Source organism: Desulfovibrio biadhensis (assembly GCF_055388615.1).
Map to the genome: position 1 here is coordinate 2,135,324 of NZ_AP042477.1, position 19,142 is coordinate 2,154,465.

The 19,142-nt window shown below is 57.6% G+C and carries 13 protein-coding genes; 5 read left to right on the forward strand and 8 right to left on the reverse strand.

Features of this window, described 5'->3' with window-relative positions:
* Nucleotides 1-20: 20 nt before the first annotated feature.
* Nucleotides 21-785 carry a DUF4019 domain-containing protein gene (locus tag ACZ5EH_RS09335; protein ID WP_464277853.1) on the forward strand — a complete coding sequence of 255 codons (765 nt, stop codon included), beginning with the start codon at nucleotides 21-23 and terminating at the stop codon, nucleotides 783-785.
* Between the two features lie 121 nt (nucleotides 786-906).
* Here the strand turns inward: ACZ5EH_RS09335 and ACZ5EH_RS09340 are convergent, their stop codons facing one another.
* From ACZ5EH_RS09340 to ACZ5EH_RS09360, 5 genes are all read right to left on the reverse strand, one after another.
* Nucleotides 907-1,437, reverse strand: a complete 531-nt coding sequence (locus ACZ5EH_RS09340; protein WP_464277854.1) for a phosphatidylglycerophosphatase A family protein — start codon at nucleotides 1,435-1,437, stop codon at nucleotides 907-909.
* A complete protein-coding gene (locus tag ACZ5EH_RS09345) occupies nucleotides 1,418-3,070 on the reverse strand; it encodes a GspE/PulE family protein (protein WP_464277855.1) in 1,653 nt (550 codons plus the stop codon). The genes ACZ5EH_RS09340 and ACZ5EH_RS09345 overlap by 20 nt, the downstream gene beginning before the upstream one ends.
* 82 nt (nucleotides 3,071-3,152) lie before the next feature.
* Nucleotides 3,153-4,649, reverse strand: coding sequence for a response regulator (locus ACZ5EH_RS09350; protein ID WP_464277856.1), 1,497 nt, complete (start codon nucleotides 4,647-4,649; stop codon nucleotides 3,153-3,155).
* A gap of 129 nt (nucleotides 4,650-4,778) precedes the next feature.
* Nucleotides 4,779-6,386: a murein biosynthesis integral membrane protein MurJ gene (murJ, locus tag ACZ5EH_RS09355; protein ID WP_464277857.1), complete on the reverse strand. Its 1,608-nt coding sequence runs from the start codon at nucleotides 6,384-6,386 to the stop codon at nucleotides 4,779-4,781.
* A gap of 13 nt (nucleotides 6,387-6,399) precedes the next feature.
* Nucleotides 6,400-7,098: a metallophosphoesterase family protein gene (locus ACZ5EH_RS09360; RefSeq protein WP_464277858.1), complete on the reverse strand. Its 699-nt coding sequence runs from the start codon at nucleotides 7,096-7,098 to the stop codon at nucleotides 6,400-6,402.
* A gap of 143 nt (nucleotides 7,099-7,241) precedes the next feature.
* Between ACZ5EH_RS09360 and ACZ5EH_RS09365 the strand changes: the two genes are divergently transcribed.
* The 3 genes from ACZ5EH_RS09365 (at nucleotide 7,242) to ACZ5EH_RS09375 (ending at nucleotide 9,338) form a co-directional block, all read left to right on the forward strand.
* A complete protein-coding gene (locus tag ACZ5EH_RS09365; RefSeq protein ID WP_464277859.1) occupies nucleotides 7,242-7,898 on the forward strand; it encodes a 5-formyltetrahydrofolate cyclo-ligase in 657 nt (218 codons plus the stop codon).
* Nucleotides 7,871-8,644, forward strand: coding sequence for a purine nucleoside phosphorylase YfiH/LACC1 family protein (locus tag ACZ5EH_RS09370; RefSeq protein ID WP_464277860.1), 774 nt, complete (start codon nucleotides 7,871-7,873; stop codon nucleotides 8,642-8,644). Before ACZ5EH_RS09365 ends, ACZ5EH_RS09370 begins: the two co-directional genes overlap by 28 nt.
* A gap of 118 nt (nucleotides 8,645-8,762) precedes the next feature.
* Nucleotides 8,763-9,338: an adenylyl-sulfate kinase gene (locus ACZ5EH_RS09375; RefSeq protein WP_464277861.1), complete on the forward strand. Its 576-nt coding sequence runs from the start codon at nucleotides 8,763-8,765 to the stop codon at nucleotides 9,336-9,338.
* Nucleotides 9,339-9,345: 7 nt separating this feature from the next.
* Here ACZ5EH_RS09375 and ACZ5EH_RS09380 read toward each other — a convergent pair whose 3' ends face one another.
* Nucleotides 9,346-12,501, reverse strand: a complete 3,156-nt coding sequence (locus ACZ5EH_RS09380) for a response regulator (RefSeq protein WP_464277862.1) — start codon at nucleotides 12,499-12,501, stop codon at nucleotides 9,346-9,348.
* A gap of 24 nt (nucleotides 12,502-12,525) precedes the next feature.
* The gene (locus tag ACZ5EH_RS09385; protein ID WP_464277863.1) at nucleotides 12,526-13,653 is read right to left on the reverse strand and encodes an ABC transporter substrate-binding protein; all 1,128 of its coding nucleotides are present in this window, start codon (nucleotides 13,651-13,653) and stop codon (nucleotides 12,526-12,528) included.
* Between the two features lie 112 nt (nucleotides 13,654-13,765).
* On the opposite strand from ACZ5EH_RS09385, the gene murB reads away from it, so the two are divergent.
* A complete protein-coding gene (murB, locus tag ACZ5EH_RS09390) occupies nucleotides 13,766-14,719 on the forward strand; it encodes a UDP-N-acetylmuramate dehydrogenase (RefSeq protein ID WP_464277864.1) in 954 nt (317 codons plus the stop codon).
* Nucleotides 14,720-14,801: 82 nt separating this feature from the next.
* Here murB and nifJ read toward each other — a convergent pair whose 3' ends face one another.
* Entirely contained in the window at nucleotides 14,802-18,443 is a 3,642-nt protein-coding gene (gene nifJ / locus ACZ5EH_RS09395; protein WP_464277865.1) for a pyruvate:ferredoxin (flavodoxin) oxidoreductase, read from the reverse strand.
* Nucleotides 18,444-19,142 lie beyond the last annotated feature (699 nt).

A 19,142-nucleotide genomic window follows, 5' to 3' on the forward strand; every position in this document is an offset into this window, starting at 1 on the left:
CAACAGCCAGGAGAGTGCACATGGTGCGCACCAAGTCCAGGATTCTTCTCGTTTCTGCAGGCGTATTCATGGCATTGTCCCTGTTTATTTTTGCTATGCCGCACTGTCTTCTGGCCATGAAGGCGCCAAGCGCAGAGGATGTGCTCTCCTTTGGCGCCGCTGAAAAGTCGGAACCCGCTGCTACGGAGGCTCCGGCCGGCAAAGAACAGCCAGAAACCACGCAAGCGCCTGCCACCAAGGACGCGCCTGCCACCAAGGGCGCGCCTGTCGCAAAAGACGCGCCTGTAGCTCCTGCGCAGGTTCAGGAGCAACCCTCCCCAACATCCCCCCCTGTCACACAGCAGCCCTCACAACCCATGCAGCAGGAGCAGACCGAGGAAGATTCCTGGGAGGATGAGTCCGGCCCAGATGCCTTTGGGCAGCCCGAGACAGAAGCCGGGGCCATTGCACGGGCGGAAAGAGCAGCCTTGCGCTGGCTGAAAATGGTGGATGCCGGGAAATTCGCTGCGAGCTGGGACAGGACCACGCGCTTGTTCAAACTGGCTGTCAGCAGGGAGGATTGGGAGCACCAGCTCAAGGCCGTGCGCGCTCCCATGGGGCGTCTTGTCAAACGCAAGCGCGCCAATGCCCAGTATACGGAATACCTGGCTGGCGCCCCTGATGGGGTCTATGTGGTTTTTCAGTTTGCCACCACCTTTGCCCGAAAAAGTCGCGGCGTTGAGACCGTGACCATGCAGCGCGAGGAGGACGGCGTTTGGCGGATAGGGGGGTACTTTATTCGCTAACGCGCGCAGGCCTGTGTGTTGTTAGTATTTTGCATAGTAAAAGCGCCCCGGGTGTTGTTAGTTCTGGGGGGAAGATTCTGCTGTAAAAATATCTCCTCGGAAAACAGGCCTGATGCATGCCTCAGCCCAGCGCGACCATGCGCACCAGCCAGAGTCCCAGCATGGCGTAGAGCCCTGCCAGCACATCGTCAAGCATGATGCCAAAGCCCTCTGGCAGCCATGTTTCAGAACTTTTCACCGGTGGCGGCTTTAAGATATCGAAAATACGGAAGAGCAGGAATCCCACGGCCAGGTCCCAGGGGCCCAGGGTCGCGAAGGGGAAATACGCAATCCACTGCCCCACGAGTTCGTCCACCACCACTATGCTGGGGTCTTTGTTGTCGTAGAGGCGCTCCACAATGGTGGCCGCCAGGCCGCCGACAACAAAAATTGCAGCAAGCAGCAGCGTGCGTCCGCCCCAGGCCATGGGCAGAAACAGAAAGGGCGCAAGCAGCGCAGCAAGAAGAGACCCCCATGTACCTGGCATGGGGCGTATGCGTCCCGGCACGACAAGGGCGCACAACTCAAGGCTGAGACGTTCCTTTAAGCCGGATACAGGGCGGGGGGCGCTGCGTCCGCGAACACTCCAGCGATCAAACCAGGACAGCGGCACTTGCTTCCTCCAACGTGGTGAACCCTCGCAGCACCTTGTCCGCCGAGTCCATGACCAGGGTCCGCAGCACGCCGAGTTCCACTGCCCGTTTCTCGATCTGGTGCATGGAGGCGCCCTTGATGATCAGGTCCTTGATATCGTTGGTGACTTCTAAAATTTCATAAATGCCGCAGCGTCCGATGTAGCCTGTGTTGTTGCACTGCGAGCAGCCCTTGCCGCGTAAAAACGGTGTGCCCTTTACGGGTTTCAAGCCCAGTGCGCTCATGGCCTCCATGGGGGCCTCATAGGTTTCTATGCAGTGCGGGCAGATGCGACGCACCAGGCGTTGTGCCCCCACCACGAGTAGTGTGGACGCCACGAGAAAAGGCTCGATGCCCATTTCGATAAACCTGGTTACCGCGCCGCAGGCCGTATTGGCATGCAGGGTTGAAAGCAGCAAATGTCCGGTAAGGGCCGACTCGATGGCGATGGACGCGGTTTCCTGGTCGCGGATTTCGCCGACCATTATCACGTTGGGGTCCTGGCGCAGGATGGATTTGAGGCCGCTGGCAAAGGTCATGCCGGCCCGGCGGTTGAGCTGGACCTGGCGGATGCCGGGCTGCCGGTATTCCACAGGGTCTTCCAGGGTGATGATGTTCACGTTGGGCGTGTTCACCTTTCTGAGCAGGGAATACAGCAGGGTGGATTTGCCGCTGCCTGTGGGGCCGGTGGCCAGAACCATGCCGTAGGGCTTTTGCACGGAGCGCAGAAATTTATCCATTTCATTGGGCGCCAGTCCCAGATCTTCCAGTTCCAGGGCCTTGCCAGCGCTTTGCTGCAAGAGACGCATGACCATGTTTTCGCCATGAATTGTGGGCAGCGAACTGGCGCGGACACTGACTTCGGAGTCTCCGTAGCGGAAGGTGAAACGTCCGTCCTGGGGGATGCGCGTTACCGAAATATCCATGCCGGCAAGGAGCTTGACGCGGGAAATGATCGGAAAGAAATAGCTTTTTGGCGGGGCAGGAAATTCTTTGAGCTGGCCATCGATGCGGAATCGCAGTTGGATGCGGTCTTTTTCAGGGCTGATATGGACGTCAGAGGTTTTTTCCCGCACGGCCTGCATCAGAATGGAGTTGACCAATTTGATGACAGGCGCTTCCTGGGCCATGTCCTGGGCGGAGCTGATGGAAACGTCCAGGTCTTCACCGTGGGCGTCGGCTTCCGTGTCGGCCTCCATGCCGTCCATGCTGGAAATCATTTCCGTTACGCTGAACGTTGTGCCGTACATCTCCTGGGCCAGGATGTTGAGCTGCTGCTCCGTGCAGATGACCGGCTCCACATCAAGGTTGGTTATCCGCCGGATGTCATCCTGCGTGCGCAGATCGGAGGGGTCGTTGGTTGCGATGATCAATAATTGCCCTTCCTTGCGCAAGGGCACGATCCGGAACTGCTGCGCCAGCTCGGAATTTATGATTTCCTTGAGCTTGACGTCCTTGGGATATTTATCCGGAGAGTACTTGTCGATCTTGAGCTGCTCGGCCAGCAGGTCGATGAGTTGGCTCTCGTTCAGACTCTCTTTGGCAGCCTTGGCCTTGGCAGAAGAGGGAGGGGTCTTCTTGGCCGGAGTGCACGTATTGTCGGGTTTCGGCACGGCAGACTCTCGGGGCTTGAGGTTTGTCGGGCAGACAAAAGACTACGCCTGTAGCGGCATAGTACCTGCGCCAGCCGGAAAATCAAGCGCAGGTTGCGTTGCCGTTGCCTGCCGGTCTGGTAAGGGGAAGGTTGAAGAAAAAACTGGCGCCCCGTCCGGGTGTGCTGTCCACGCCCACGCTGCCCAGGTGCGTATCCATTATCTTCTTCACTATGGAAAGTCCGAGCCCAGTGCTGGTTTCATTGCCAGAGGGACGGGTCTTGAGTTTTGAAAAGGTCTGGAAAAGCAGGTGCCACTGGTCTTCCGGGATGCCAGGCCCCTGGTCGGTAACCCGGACCTCGGCCTGATCGTTTGCAACGGACAGACTCACGCGCACCACCGCGCCCATGGGGGAAAACTTCACCGCGTTGGACAACAAATTGTCCACCACCTGGGCGATTCGCTTGGGGTCGCAATCGGCAATAACGTTTTTTTCCAGTCGTGGCACCAGCCGCAGGTCTTTGCTGGCGGCGGATATGTTCATTATTCGCAGACGCTCATCAATCAACTTTTCCAGGTCGGTTTTGGCGTAGCTGAGGTCCAACTTGCCGCTTTCAATGACGGAAATATCCAGCAGATCGTTGACCAGCTCAAGCATCTGCGTGCTGGAGTTCAGAACGAATTCGCACATTTCAGCCTGTTCGCGCAGTCCCATCTTGCCCAGGTCATCATGCAGCAGGCCGCTGAATCCCTTGATACCATTGATGGGGTTGCGCAGATCATGGGCCGCGATGCCCAGAAAGCGGTTCTTCAGTTCGCTCAACTCACGCAATTTACGAAATGTTTCAATTGTCTCCTGGTTATGGACGACCCGGAGATAAAATTCCTCGCGCGAGAAGGGCTTCTTGATGAAATCGTTGGCTCCGTTCTTGATGAAGCGCACAGCGAGCATCTCATCGTTTTGGGCGGAAATGCCGATGATGGCCACTTCCTCGCGCGAGTGCGTTTCCCTGATAGTTTTGCAGAGCTCCGCGCCGTTCATGTTCGGCATTTCATAATCGGTAATGACCAGAGAAATGTCTGCATGCTTGTTCATTATGGCCAGCGCGGCTTCGCCGCTGGAGGCAACATGCACCTGGAACATATACGTTTTCAAAAGCGAACGGACCATGCGTCGGAAAAGTGGGGAGTCGTCCACCACCAAGGCGCGGGCGCTTTTGTTGCGGTAGAGCCGCCCCAGCAGACGAACAATTTCTCCTGTGCTCTGGCTGTTTTTGTAAACGTAGTCGATGATGTTCTTGTCCAGCAGTTCCTGGCGTTGTTCCTGGTCCTCGTTGGACGTGTAGACAATGGCAGGCAGCCGGTGTTCCATGGCGTAATCAATGATTTCGTTCTGGGACGCATCAGGCAGGGTAGGGTCCAGTATAGCAAGGAAATATTCATTGCCATTGTCTTCTAAAAGCGTCTTGGTCTCGGCAAAAGAGGACGCCACGTCCACTTCAAACTCCAATTCCTGCACGATGGTTTCGCACAAATTGGAAGAAATGGGCGCACTGTCTTCGACGAGAAGAATACGGACGTTGGTACAGTCTTGTGTCATAAATTTTTTGATAGGTGGCGGCTGGAGCCCTCTCCCCAAAAGGGTAGCGGAAGAATATGCCGATCTGACCAAAGGGTCAACTGCATCGGCGCAGCATGGGTGTATCTATTGAAAAACGTGTATGCAGGACTAGTTGTGGAATATACGGGAGCGTACCTTGCTGACGACTTTGCCCGTTATATCGAACACGGGGGCCAAAGCCTTGGGGGCGGCAACCTTGCCGACCACGAAGAACGCCACAGTAAAGACCACTCCGCTGGCCATTATGGCGGCAAGGGCAGCCAGCAAGGGGCGCTGTGGCAGCCAGTTGCGAGAAAGCAGCACCATGCCCCATGCTGCTGCGCTGGCAGGTGTGCTGACAAGGGCGGCGGCAAAGATGGTCCGTCCCAGGCCGGCAAAAGCTCCCTTGCCGTGTTTGCGTCGCCAGACCAGGGAAAGGAGCAGGGTGTAACTGGCAACGGACAAGGTGCTGGATAGGGCAATGCCTGCCGCGTCCATGTTTTTGGCCAGAATATAGTATATGGGGATGAATCCCAGACTGGCCAGGGTGCCGCAGATGGCAGGGGTAAGGGTGTTTTTGCGCGCGTAAAACGCACGCCCTACGATTTGTTGCACCCCCCAGCAGAAGACCCCGATGAGCATGATTTGCAGGCAGAGGGCGGTTTCCTGGGTGGCGGTGGCGCCAAAACGCCCCTGTTCGAATATCAGGCGGATGGTGGGTTCGGCGACGGCCAGCATCCACATGGAAAGGGGAATGACCAGTGCGGTTGCACCCGCCAAGGCCTGCCGCAGGGTTTCATCAAAGCGCGTGTCGTCTCCTTTTGCGGCCAGGCTCGCCAGAAAAGGATAGGAGGCCAGACCCGCTGCCTGCGCCACAACGCCTACAGGAACCAGCATGATCCGGCGTGCATAATTCAGCCAACTGACAGCGCCTTCTCTGGTCAGGGAGCCGAAGATGCGCAACAGCTGTTCATCCAGGACCACGACACTTTGCCCTACCATCAGAGGGAGCGCCAGCAGGATGAATTTTTTCAGCCCCCTGTGACGAAAAACCGGACGCCAGCGCAGAACGCCTTGTGTACCGTTGCGCGCGGCCAGGAGGGGCAACAGGAAGTTGCCCAATAATGAGCCGGCCAGGACCCCCCAGCAAAACCCCTCCATACCCTTATGGATGAGCAGCATGCCGCCCGTAATTATGGCGCCGTTATAGACCAGGGGCGTGATGGCGGGCACGGCGAACTGTCTGCGCAGGTAGAGCAGTGCGGTAAGGCAGGACCCTAGCAGAAAGAATATCTGGGCGGGCAGGATGATGCGCAGAAACAGGGACAGCCGCTCCAAGGCCTCTGCATCGAAGCCCGGCGCCGCCAGTTTGGCCAGCCAGGGGGACAGCAGCATGGCAACCAGGGTCACACTGATGATGGCTATTGCTATCCAGTTGAATACGCACCAGAAAAAATCCCAGCCGTCTTCATTGTCCAGGGCGCCGTGTTCTCCGCCTTCAAAGTACGAAGCCAGCAGCGGAATCAGGGTTATGGAAAAATACCCGCCGGCGAGCAGGTAATTGATGAAGTCCGGGATCACGAATGACGCGAAATAGACGTCCGACTCCATACCGGCGCCGTAATAGTAGGAGATGACCTTGTCGCGCACCAGTCCCATGAAGCGTGAAAGCAACACGCTCAGGCCCATGATGGCCGCGGCGATCCCCATTTTCTGGCTGGTGCGGAGCAGTTTCATCGTCTGGTGCGCCTTACAGGACCTTCAGGCTGGCGGTAATCCCCTGAGCGGAGCGTTCGATACGGGCATAGCCGCCGTCCGCCAGCGGACCGGGGTTGATGATGACGGTCCGCCCTATATTGCAAAGGGCGCGGGATTCATGGATATGCCCTGTAAGGCAGACATCGGGCTGCACGCGTTCGATGAATTCCCGCACTGCTGTGCTGCCCACGTGTTGCCCGTTGGGGAGTTTGTCGGTCTCGGTATCAAAGGGCGGGGTGTGCACCACCAACAGCGTTGCGCCAAAGCTGACAGGGTGGCGCAAGAGTGCTTCGTGCACTTCCCGCAGCCACGCGCCGAGTTGATTCTCGGAGACTTCGCTCGGTGTGTTGAACGGAGTGGGGGTCGATGCCCCCACAGCCATCAACCCTATGGAGGGGAGACTTTCCTCTGCGGGTGTCAGCTCCATGGCCTGAACGTGGATGTTCCATCCCTCCATGTCCAGCATGCCGTCCACTTCGGGAGTATCCATGTTGCCAATTTGCGCCAGAACGTGCCTATTGCGTGCGGTAACTGCCTGCAGCACGCGTCGGGCTTCGGCAGCGCCCCCTTTGATGGTGAGGTCACCGGAAACGAGAACGCCGCGGGCCTTTTCCAGGTCCGGGATGGCGGCAATATTAGCCGTCTCGCCGTGCAGGTCGCCGATGCCGATCCAGAAATCGCTATGCACCATGTTCATGGCCCCTTTTGTTTTATATCCACGCCGGGTATGTTCCTTAAAATATTGCGAGGCAGAAGGGAAACGAGGTTTTTTTCTCCCTGTCCGTCAGCCTCCCGAATACGTAAAACAACGACTTGAGACGATTGCAGAAAACCATGTCTGAATCAAGAGCGGTATCGACAGCATTGGATGCGGCAAAAGACGGCCTGCGCAAAAAAATGGCCGCATTGCGCCGGGAGCTCCCTCTGGAAGAGGCGGCGGCGTTGTCCAGGCAGGCCCAGGTGAATCTTATGGACGATGCGTGCTGGCAAAACGCGCGCACCGTGCTGCTGTATGCGGCTTTCAAGGGCGAAATGGACACGGGCTTGTTGCTGGACGCAGCATGGAGTGAAGGCAAGCAGGTGCTGCTGCCACGGTGCTGTCGCGAAGGGGGCGTTTTGACCGGGGCTTTGGAGCTTGTGCCAGTGAAGGCCGCTGCCGAGTTGACGACCGGCGCCTATGGGATTGCTGAACCGAATCCCGCTGTCTGCGCGCCACCTTTGGCGGGTGATGCGGTAAACGGAAGCTGCGGGGTGGACCTGGTCGTGCTCCCTGGCCTGGCCTTTGACGCCAACGGCGGGCGCCTGGGGTACGGCGGCGGTTACTATGACCGACTCTCGGCCTCCGGCGCTCTGGAGGGCGCACGCTTGGTGGGGTTCTGCTTTTCCTTGCAACTTGTTCCCAAGGTGCCTGTCGCGGCCTGGGACATTCCGGTGCATGGCCTGTGCACCGAGGAGCGTCTTGTATGGATGACACAGCACAAAAAGAGTTGATCTGCATCCCCTTTGTCTTTCCCGGGGTGGAGCGGGTGCGCTGCGCGTTCCAGACCCGCCGGGCAGCAGGGCAAAAAGCCTCCGCAGATCCGTATGCCTGGGGCAACATCGTCATGGCGGAAGGCGACCGTGAAGAACGGGTATTTGCAAATCGCAAGACCTTGCAGGAGCAACTCGGCTTTGCCCACTGGCAGGAGTGCAAGCAGGTGCATGGCGACGCCGTGGTTTTTGATCCCGAGCCCGCCATGTGGGACAGCTTCGGCTGGATAGAGGCCGACGGCCTGGCCACAGCACTCCCCGGCCAGGCGCTGGTCATCAAGACTGCAGACTGCCAGCCGCTGCTTCTTGCCCATGAGTCCGGAAAATATGTGGCGGCCTTACATGTGGGATGGCGCGGCAACCGCATCTGTTTTCCCCAAAGTGGGGTAACGCGATTTTGCGAACACTACGGGCTGCGCCCCCAAGAGCTGTTTGCCGTCCGTGGCCCCAGCCTGGGCCCCGCAGCCAGCGAATTTGTGCATTTCGACAAGGAATGGGGCAGCGATTTCCAGTCCTGGTTCATCAGCCGAACCAAAACCATGGATCTTTGGCGTCTTACACGCGATCAGCTTTGCGAGGCAGGGCTTGAACGCGAACGTATTTTTGGGGTGGACCTGTGCACCTGGAGCCTGAACGACCATTTCTTTTCCTACCGCCGGGTCAAGGCCAGTGGCAGGCAGGGCAGCTTTATCTGGATGGAGTCGTAGGCAGAAAAACGGTCAGCCTCTTTCGAAAACCCTAAAGAATTTTCGAATGTTGCCGATGATGCATTCTGTTCGCGCTTCGGGGAGCGCAAGACGATTGCAAACATCGGAGGATAGCCTCATGCCGTTTACGCTCTGGATTACGGGGGGCGACAGGCCGGACCATAGGCACTTTGGCGAAGATGCAACACCTGTTGTTCTGGCAACGTGCATCGCAGCAAAACTGGAAGCACAAGGCAAATTGGCCCAGGTGCTTTATGAGGATGTGTTCAGCGAGGCCACGGGCAAAAGGCTTGGCTTTGACCTTAACGATGCTCCCGCCCGGGTCAGACGGCTGCGGGAAATGAGTCGTCTGCTTAATGAACACGGGGTTGTTTCGCTGGTGGCGTATACTTCCATGAGCCCGCATGACAGCGATCTGAACAGGGGGCTGCTGGAAAATTACGTGGAGGTGTTTTGCGATGCGGCTCCATGTGATGCCTTATCCGAAGCCATATGCCCCCCCGCCAGGCCAGACCTGTTGTTGCAGCTTGATTGTACGAATAAGGATGCCTGCATTGAAAAAATATGCAGTGTTATCGCAGACAGAGGGTGCATGGAGCCTTTGGCGCCTGGGGCAACACACGCTGGCGAACAAAAAGGCGGCGGCGATGCTGTTGTGACAGACTTGAAGAGAGCTGCCTGCTGGGGAGGGTGAAGAAGTCTCACTCCTCTGATGCAGATGCGGAAAAGAACATGTCCAGTTCATCCATGACGTTGTGAAACTCGTTGAGAAACTGGTCCATTGCGCCCTTGTCCAGGTTCTGCGCACCTGCCTTGAGGGCCGCCTCGCATGTCTTGGCGGATTCTGAAAGCCCGAAAGCACCAATATTGCCTGCAACCCCTTTGATGTCGTGCAGGATTTTACGCGCATCCTCCAAACGCCCTGCCTCCAGTGCCTGCTGCAATTGCTGCTCGCTATTGGCATGCTCCACCTGAAAAAGCCCCAGTAGTTTGGCGTAAAGAGCCGGGTCGTTGTCCATCAGCAACATGCCGTGCTGTACGTTCAGGTGCCGGAAAGCAGGGAATCCCGTATCAGAGTGTGAAGATTCCTGCATTTTTTCCGGCGCAGTCTGTTTGGGAGGCGCAGCCTGCTGCTCTGACGCCACAGCAAGAAAGCGCATAAGAGTCTCGTACAGCTTGTCCGGCTCCACGGGTTTGCCGAGGTGCTCGTTCATGCCCGCCTTGAGACAATGCTCCACCTGCATGGACGTTGCGTGCGCCGTGAGCGCAATGATCGGCAAGGCCCTGGCGCCCATCTCCTGACGTATGATCCGGCAGGCCTGCAGCCCATCCATTTCAGGCATTTGCACGTCCATGAGCACCAGGTCATAGTGTTTATTGCCCACTGCTTCCACCGCTTCAAGGCCATTGGTCGCCACATCCACCGCCATGCCCACCTTGTGCAGCAGCTCCGAGGTCAATTGCCTGTTAACAGCATTATCCTCCGCCAGGAGCACCCGCTTCCCCTGCAGCGGTGCGAGGTCTCTTTCACTGTTTTTTTGTAGGGCGGCGTCACTGACGCCTTCCATTTCCTTTTTCAGGGATTCTGCATCCAGGGAAAGGACATGGTACAAAGCAGCGCGTGTAAACGGTTTGCTCAGCATCGCGGTTGCCTGCAGTCTTTGTGCTAGGGGGGCGAAGGCGTTGCGGGAGTAAGTGGGGGTGAGCAATATCAGGCGTGTTGCGTTGCCGATGGCTCCTTCATGGCGCAGATAGGCCGCATTGTTTTCAAGAAAAGGCATCGAAGCATCCAGAAAGACAAAGGGATACGGGGGCGACATTGTGCCCTTTGCCATTCGCAGGGCCAGTTCCGCAGTGGGAGCCGATACGGGCTGCAAACCCGTCTGACAAAGGTTCTCCATCAGGGCCTGGCGGGTGGAGGCGTTGGACGCAACAATCAGCGCCACACCTTCTGCGGAAAATGGAAGGAACGGGGTGGCAGGCGTTGCCGCCGCGTCGAAAATGGCGGTAAAAGTGAAGGTGCTTCCCCTGTCTGGCTGGCTTTTGACTTGAAACTCGCCCTGCATGAGCTGCACGAGGCTTTTGCATATTGAAAGTCCAAGACCGGTGCCGCCATAACGTCGCGTGGTGCTGCTATCTATCTGGCTGAAGGGGGCAAAGAGCTTGTTCACCTCTTCCTCTTCCATCCCTATGCCCGTATCCCGCACACCGCATTCCAGCCGGATTCCCTGGTCGGGTTGCACTTTGGGCATACGCACCGAGACGACCACTTCTCCGGTTTCTGTGAATTTGATGGCGTTGCCCACGAGGTTGAGCAGCACTTGCTCCAGTCTGGTGGCGTCGCCCTTAACCATGACTGGCACGTGCCGGTACACCAGGTACACAAATTCAAGGCCTTTTTCTTCCGCTTGCAGGGCGGAGATGGAAGCCACCTGGTTGAGCACGTCGTCGAGCGCGAAGTCTCTGCTTTGCAGTTGCAGCTTGCCGGCCTCTATCTTGGAGTAGTCCAGAATGTCATTAATGACGCCGATGAGTGCTTTGCCCGCCTTGTTGATGGCGCCCAGGTAGTCAAGCTGCTGCGGGGTCAGCCCGGATTGCAGCGCCAGATGGCTCATGCCTATGATGGCATTCAGCGGCGTGCGGATTTCGTGGCTCATGTTGGCCAGAAAAGCGCTTTTCGCCTGGGCCTGGGCTTCAGCCGCCATGCGTTCGCGCTCAGCAAGCTCCTTTTGTTCCTGCAAGCTCAGGTCCAGGATAGAGCCTTCGTGACGCATGCCTCCTTCCGGCCATGGCACTCTGCGCATGGCCATGCTGCCTCTGAAGCTGGAGCCATCGTGCCTGGCAATGTGCAGGACTAGTCCGGCCACCTGCCCATGCTCCACCAGCAAACGCACCAGTTCGTCGCGTTCGGCATCGCGGGCGGGAATATCCTGTATGATGTTCAGCCGGGCTTTTTGCAACTGTTCCGGCGAATCATAGCCCAGCAGGTGCGCCATGGAAGGGTTCGCGCTTATGATTACGGCGTTGGAATCGGTCTGGAAGATGCCTTCCACCGCGTTTTCGAAAATGCCTCGGTATTTTTCCTCGGCCATGCGCAACGTGCGTTGTTGTTCACTGATGCGGTCGGCCATTTGGTTGAAGCTTGCTCCCAACCTGGTCACTTCGTCCTGCGAGTGCACTTTGGGATCAATGGGGATGCGTGAGTCCATGTTGCCCTTGGCCAGAGTCTCCATGGTTCTTGCCAGGGATGTCACAGGGCGAATGATGGTTTTGGAAACCACAACATTGAGGAATACTGCCAGGACAAGGATGATGGCGCCAAAGAGGGCCGCCAAGGTGCTCAGGGAAAGCGTGTGCATATCCTTGATGTCTTCCAGGGAATATTCCAGTAGCAGGTAGCCCGTGGTTTCGCCCATGGCGGCCAGGTGCGAAAGAAAGTGAAGAATTTCCTCCTGGTGGTGGGTCTGCTGCCATGTAAGAGAATCCTGCCTGGCCTTGCTGAAGTGCTCCTCTTCCGTAAGATGCAGTTCGTGGTCCGGCATGGTGCCGACCTTGAGCAGTAGTTTGCCTTTCTTATCGTATATGGATGCCATCCTGATGTTGTCGACCTCGAGCATTTGCTCCAGGCGCAGGCGGAGGGCGGAGTCCCGGCCCTCAAAAATGGCATTGGCCAGGCGCTCGCGATCGCTGCGAGCCATGACGGCAAGCAGGCTCAGCGCCTTGTTCTTTGCGGTGTTCAGCTCATTTTCCAGAAACGGTACGGCCACGCCGGCAAAAAGCACTGCGATGAGCAAGAGGGTACAGAGGATGGCTGCGAAGAGCTTTACCCGCAGCGACATGGTGGAAAAATATTTCACTAAGCTTCTCTTTTAGTCTGCTTCTTAAGGGGAAACGTTACGGATAAAGGTGGCTCCACCGTTTTCCAGTTTGTTGATGACCACGGGTTTGATGGGGTCGCCATTTGCATCAAAGGAAATGGAGCCCGTGACGCCAGGGAAATTCCTGGTCTCTGCCAGAGCCTGGCGCAGATTCTCTCTTGTCAGGGTCTCTGCTCTGCGCGCTGCATCCGCCAGGAGCATGAAACTGTCATAGGTCAGGGCCAGTGTGGTCTGCTTGATCTCGCCATGATCCTTTTCCCAGCGCTTCACGAATTCCCGGGATTGGGGCAGCGGGCTGTCCGTATGCCAGCTGGTGGTATAATAGCATCCATCAGCCAGGTCGCCGATATAGTCGTAAAGGCGCAAACCAAAGGAATCGCCCCCGAGAATGGTGGCTTGCAGTCCGCGTTCCCTTGCCTGCTTGATGATGAACGATGAATCGCGGTTGTCCCCGGGGACATAGAGCACGTCCGGATTGTACGCTGACGCTTTTTCAAGCAGGTCCTTGTAATCGGCGGTATCCAGGAGAAATTCGCCGCGCCAGAGGATGCTGCCGCCCATTTCTATGAAGGATTTTTCAAAAAAATCACCAAGGTTGGTGCTGTATGTCCTGCTAGCGTTTACCAGCGTCACGGCGGTCTTGGCTTTCAGGTCTTCGCGGGCAAAGCGCGCCATGACGCGGGCTTGTAATGGGTCCGTGTAGCAGGCCCTGAAAATATAATTCCCGAAAAGCGTCACTTTCTGGTTCGTGGAAATGGGCGTTATCATCGGCACACCGGCGGCTTGGAGCTCGGGCGCCATGGCGATGGAGTGCGCGCTCCAGGATGCGCCAACAACAGCCAATACGCCGTCATTAATAGCCCTTTTTGCAGCGAGTTTCGAGCCGAGCGCAGTACTCGCATTATCGAACTCAAGGATCTTTACGTCATGTCCCTTGAAGCCTCCTGCCGCGTTTATGTCCTTTACTGCAAACCGCGCCCCTTCGAAAATTATTTTATTGGAAGTGGAGGCCGTGCCGGTTTTGGCTGCAATGACGGCAATGAGTACGGGCCGCTCTGCGGCAAAGCCGGGAACAGCGAATACCACAAGCAGCGGCAAAAAAGTAAAAGCGAATGTTGCGAGTATACCCACGTTGACCTCGTGGTTAAAATGAATCCATGATTGTAACGGTAACGTGCTCTGGTCTGGTCTGCAACAAAGTTGATTCTTGCGCCAGCGTTCGAGAGCGGGTAACCATGCCTCCATGGAAGCGTACGCCCGACATCTGTGCGCCTTGGCAAAAGGCAAAGCATATGAAAACGCCCCCCTTGCGGCATATACCAGCTGGCGGATAGGCGGACCGGCGGATTTGTTGCTGGAGCCTGCCGGCGAGGAAGAACTGGCCGCCGTCATCACCTTTTGCCGTGGGGAAGCAATCCCCATGTTGATACTCGGGGGCGGCGCCAATCTTCTTTGTGACGACGCCGGGTTCAGGGGTGTTGTCATCCGCATGGGCGACGCTCTGGGGCGCTTGCAACTGCAGAATGACCTGCTGGTCGCCGGCGCCGGCGTTCAGGTCTCCACGTTGAGCCGCCATGCCGGAAAGGCCGGCCTTTCAGGTCTGGAACATGCGGGCAACATACCAGGCAGCCTTGGCGGGCTTGTTACCATGAATGGCGGCAGCCGTCGCAGGAGCATTGGCGAGAATGTTGTGAGCGTCACCGTCCTGAACCAGGAAGGGGAGCAGCAGCGCCTTTTGCCGGATGCCTGCGGGTTCGGGTATCGTTGCAGTGTGTTTCAGCGCGGTGGGTACATCGTGACCGGAGCGGTGCTCAAACTGACCCCGGATGAACCGGCCGCGGTGCTGCAGCGGATTGATGCGGATTTGCGCGAGCGTCAGTCCAAGTTTCCCCTGGAAATGCCCAGTTGCGGTTCGGTCTTCAAAAGTATGGAAGCGTTGTACGAGCGCTTCGGCCCCCCTGGTAAGGTCATTGAAGATGCAGGCCTCAAGGGCGTGCGCAGGGGCGGTGTTCAGGTTTCTCCCCAGCATGCCAATTTCTTTGTGAATACGGGCAACGCGCGTTCGGCGGACGTTCTTGCGCTCATTGCCCACGTAAGAAAGTCGGTGGCGGACCGCACGGGCGTGCTTATGGAGTGCGAAGTGCGCTATGTGGCGCCTGCAGGAGGTGTGGTGCCTGCCCATGAAGCCCTTTTCTGATCTTTCTGGCCACTACTAAAAGAAAACACCCCCCTGCCGCAACAGCGACAGGGGGGTGTCGTTTTTTCAGCCTGGGTGCGAGTTATTTGCCACTGCGTCCATCATCGCACGCGTCCCCCGTGCCGGGGCGGGCATGCTCAGGAGTGGAAGTCACTTCGCAATTTGCGTCGGAACCCTGGGCGCCAGGGATCTGAATGTCCTGAGGCGTCTTTTCGTAAGGGTTGACCTTGGAGAGCAGTTCGAGGATGTGCCAGCGCTCGTCGATATCCTTCTGGATGCCGGCGCGCAGGGCCTTGCTTTCCTCGGGGTACAGCTTTTCCAGAGCGGCGTAACGGTTCTCGCCGGAGAGGAACTCCTGCAGGGTGCCGTCCGGGGCCTTGGAGTCGAGCTGGAAGGGGTTCTTACCCTGCTCGGCAAGTCTGGGATCGTAGCGGAACAGAGGCCAGTAGCCGCTTGCGACTGCCAGGCGTTCTTCTTCCTGCGTACGCCCCATACCCTTGCGGATACCCTGGTTGATGCAAGGCGCGTAGGCAATGATGATGGAGGGTCCGGGGTAGCTTTCGGCTTCCACCAGGGCCTTGAGGTACTGGTTCTTGTTGGCGCCCATGGAAACAGAGGCCACGTAGATGTAGCCATAGCTCATGAGCATGCGAGCCAGGTCCTTTTTGCCAATCTTTTTACCGGAAGCGGCGAACTTGGCGATGGAGCCCATGGGTGTAGCCTTGGAGCTCTGACCACCGGTGTTGGAGTAGACTTCGGTGTCCATGACCAGGACGTTGATGTCTTCGCCGGAAGCGAGGACGTGGTCCAGTCCGCCGTAGCCGATGTCGTATGCCCAACCGTCACCGCCGAAGACCCAGATGGACTTCTTGGTGAAGAGGTCGCCCTGGGTGGCGATCTTCGCCAGGGTGGGGTCGCTCTGCCCTGCGAGGAGCTTCTTGAGCTTGTCGCCGGCAATCTTGGAGGCTTCAGCGTCATCAAAACCGTCCAGCCATTCCTGCATGGCGGTCTTGATCTCGGCGGAAGCGCCGTTGTTCATGACTTCACGCATGGTATCGGCAAGGGCGTTGCGGCGGGTGTTGATACCCAGGTGGATACCGTAGCCGAATTCGGCCGCGTCTTCGAACAGGGAGTTGCCCCATGCCGGGCCGAAGCCTTCATGGTTGGTGGTGTAGGGTGCGGAAGGTGCGGAAGCGCCCCAGATGGAGGAGCAACCCGTGGCGTTGGCGATGGTCATGCGCTCGCCAAAGAGCTGGGTAAGCACGCGGACGTATGGAGTTTCGCCGCAGCCTGCGCAGGCGCCGGAGAACTCGAGCAGCCCCTTCTGAAACTGGGAGCCCTTCACGGTGGTGCGGCTCATGGCTTCGACCTTGTGCGGCACCTTGATGGCGAAGTCATAGTTGGGCACCTGCTCATCGGTCTGGCTGGCCAGAGGCTTCATGACCAGGGCCTTTTCCTTGGCAGGGCAGATGTCTGCGCAGTTGCCGCAGCCCATGCAGTCCATGGTGTCGACCTGGATGCGGAAGTGCATGCCGTCGAGGCCCTTGCCCTTGGCGCCGAGGGTCTCAAAGGAAGCGGGAGCGCCTTCGAGTTCAGCATCGGTGGCCAGGACAGGCAGCAGAGCGGAGTGAGGGCAGACAAAGGCGCACTGGTTGCACTGAATGCAGTTGTCCTTGATCCATTCGGGCACGTTGATGGCCACGCCGCGCTTTTCGTACTGAGAAGTGGCGGTGGGGAAGGTGCCGTCGGGGGTGAAGCAGGACACGGGCAGCTTGTCGCCCTGCTGCGCCAGCATGGGGCGCATGACGTCGCTGACGAATGCGGGCTCGTCGCGCTGGACTTGCTTGTCGGCTGCGTTCTGGGCCCAGGAATCGGGGTAGTCGATCTTGATCAGGCCTGCAGTCGCCTGCTCAACAGCGGCGATGTTCATGTTGACGATCTTGTCGCCCTTCTTGCCGTAGGTCTTCTTGATGGACTTCTTGAGCAGATCCACAGCGGTTTCAAAGGGCAGCACTTCGGCAAGCTTGAAGAACACGGTCTGCATGATCATGTTGATGCGGCCGCCCAGTCCGACTTCGGCAGCGATCTTGACAGCATCGACGGTGTAGAAGTTCAGCTTCTTTTCCGCGATGGTCTTCTTCATGGCGCCGGGCAGATGGCTTTCCATGTCTTCCTTGCTCCAGGGGGAGTTGAGCACAAAGGTGCCGCCTTCCTTGATGCCCTCGAGCACGTCGTACAGGTGGACGTATGCCGGGTTGTGGCAGGCCACGTAGTCAGCCTGGTTGACCAGGTAGGTGGACTTGATGGGCTCTTTACCGAAGCGCAGGTGGGAAATGGTGATACCACCGGATTTCTTGGAGTCGTAGGCGAAGTAACCCTGGGCAAACATCTCGGTGTTGTCACCGATGATTTTGATGGCCTGCTTGTTGGCGCCGACGGTTCCGTCAGAACCGAGGCCCCAGAACTTGCACTGGATGGTGCCGGCAGGGGTGGTGTCGGGGAATTTGGGATCGATGGCCAGGGAAGTGCTGGTGACGTCGTCCTCGATACCCACGGTGAAATGCTGCTTGGGCTGCTCCTGCTTCATGTTGTCGTACACTGCGGCAACCATGGCGGGGGAGAATTCCTTGGAACCGAGACCGTAGCGGCCAGCCAGGACCTTGACGTTACGGCCGGCCTGGAACATGGCCTGGCAGACGTCGAGGTACAGCGGATCGCCGGGAGCGCCGGGCTCTTTGGTGCGGTCGAGCACGGAGCAGATCTTGGTGGATTCAGGCAGGGCGGCCAGCAGATCTTCATTGGAGAAGGGACGGTAGAGACGAACCTTGAGCAGGCCGACTTTCTCGCCCTTGGCGCCCAGGTGGGAGACGATTTCTTCGATGGTCTCACAACCGGAACCCATGGCGATGATCACATGCTCTGCATCAGGAGCGCCCACGTATTCAAAAAGCTTGTAGGTACGGCCGGTGGCCTTTTCTACCTTGGCGAAAGCTTCTTTAACAATTTGCGGTACTTTCTGGTAGTAGGGGTTGGCAGCTTCGCGGCCCTGGAAATAGATGTCCGGGTTCTGCGCAGTACCGCGAACATTGGGATGCTCAGGGTTCATGGAGCGAGCGCGGAATTCGTCGATCTTGTCATGGTTGAGCAGGGGGGCCATCTCTTCGTAATCCAGGACATCAACCTTCTGGATTTCGTGAGAGGTACGGAAGCCGTCGAAGTAGTGCAGGAACGGGATGCTGGATTCAATGGACGCGATGTGAGCTGCCAGCGCCATGTCGTGCGCTTCCTGAACCGAGTTGGAAGCCAGCAGGGCGAATCCGGTCTGGCGGCAGGCATAGATGTCTGCATGGTCGCCGAAGATGGACAGGGCATGGGCAGCCAGGGCGCGGGCGGAAACATGGAAGACGCCGGGCAGCAATTCGCCGGAAATCTTGTACATGTTGGGGATCATCAGCAGCAGGCCCTGGGAAGCAGTAAAGGTGCTGGTCAGGGCGCCGCCTGCCAGGGAGCCGTGGACTGCGCCGGCTGCGCCTGCTTCGGACTGCATTTCGCGAACCTGCAGCTGCTGTCCGAAGATGTTTTTGCGGCCTTGCGCGCACCAGTCATCAGCGAGCTCCGCCATGGTGGAAGAGGGCGTGATGGGGTAGATGGCGGCCGCGTCGCTCAGGGCGTACGCAACATACGCCGCGGCGGTGTTGCCGTCGATGGTCATTTTCTTAGCCATGCGTCTCTCCTTTTTCGAGTCGAACGGTCAGCGACTTTGATGGTTCCGATCTAAAACTGGGGCCTGTGGACCGGTTGGCAGGCCCTGACGATGTCGAGCATGCAGCAGGGGGGGGTGTCGTCAGAAACCCTCCCAGGATGTGTAATCATGGAACATCTTGAACGCCTTGTTGCGCGGACGCACCCCTGCGCAGGGGCGCATGCGCGCTTTTCGAACCCAGCAGAATTGCCGTTTGGGTTTATAATCAAGATATGTGCCATGCTCGTCCATGCGGGAACTTGCAGAACAAATTGAGGACCTTCAGGCTCCGGTGATCAATTTTGGGCACGTTTGTGCCTGTGGTATGACCATAACATGTCCGGTTTGTCGGACCATTTGAGAGGGGCTTTGGCCTCGGATTTCTTCCCCTGTGGCAAGAAACATTCCGAAAAACACAAAAACACTCTGTAGAGCGGCCCCTGTCAATAGTCAGAATTGACTTGTAACTGTCTGACATATTGCACTTAATTGCTTGTGCGCAAAAAAAGTGGGGCCACACGGTCCGGTTTGCTGCCTTTGCTACATTTCCTACAACATAATGTCTGAAAATTCGGATGCCGTCCATCCCTTTCGCAAAAAAAATGACACGTACAAGTTCTGTTGCAGTAAACGAGACTTGTGCAAAAATGAACATGTCATGTTGCAGAAATGTCACAACAG